At 51.2% G+C, this 539-nt stretch carries 1 protein-coding gene; it reads left to right on the top strand.

What is annotated here, in order from left to right:
- Positions 1 to 202: 202 nt before the first annotated feature.
- Positions 203 to 539 (top strand): hypothetical protein (locus tag QP381_RS08485; RefSeq protein ID WP_285068487.1); only part of this gene is annotated, 337 nt, incomplete at its 3' end.

Genomic DNA, 539 nt, shown 5'->3' with positions numbered 1-539 from the left:
CTTACACGCTAGAGCATGGTAGGGAGCCGGAGAAGTACCCCCTGAATTTGGGGAATGGGCAGACCCGCCAGGTCAACGCATACACCGAGAAGGACCGGCCCCTTTTTGAGGGTGTTTGGTCTAAGTATTACGCGAATTAATTAGGTGTGACTCCACCTGCGGCAACAAGCGGAGTCACTAATTTTGAAAGGAATCACGAATTATGACCTTCCAAGGTGAATCATACCCGAAACAGGCCCCGGTACCACTTTTCCCGCCTATTACCACGCTTGATGAGTGGGGCGAACCCACCCTGCAAGAAGGGCAGGATCCCGAAGAAGTTGCTATTGAGGCGCTCAAGTGCGCGGCAACCTTCAATCATTACATGGAGGCTCTTGCTAATCATTTTGATGATGGTGCGACCCGCGATGAGGTTTTCGTTAATGCCATATACCGTCGGGGGTTGCTTAAGGCCGCTGGGCATGAGCTTGCGGAAACCCGAATGTTCATTAACTTCCTCGGCAAAGTAAAAATCGCTAGCAAGTGCAACATGCCTTTCA

The organism is Pauljensenia sp. UMB6358 (genome assembly GCF_030216865.1).
In the GTDB taxonomy this organism is placed as follows: Bacteria; Actinomycetota; Actinomycetes; order Actinomycetales; family Actinomycetaceae; genus Pauljensenia; species Pauljensenia turicensis_A.
Note: the sequence above shows the minus strand (reverse complement) of the source record. Positions and strands in the feature narration are given on the sequence as shown.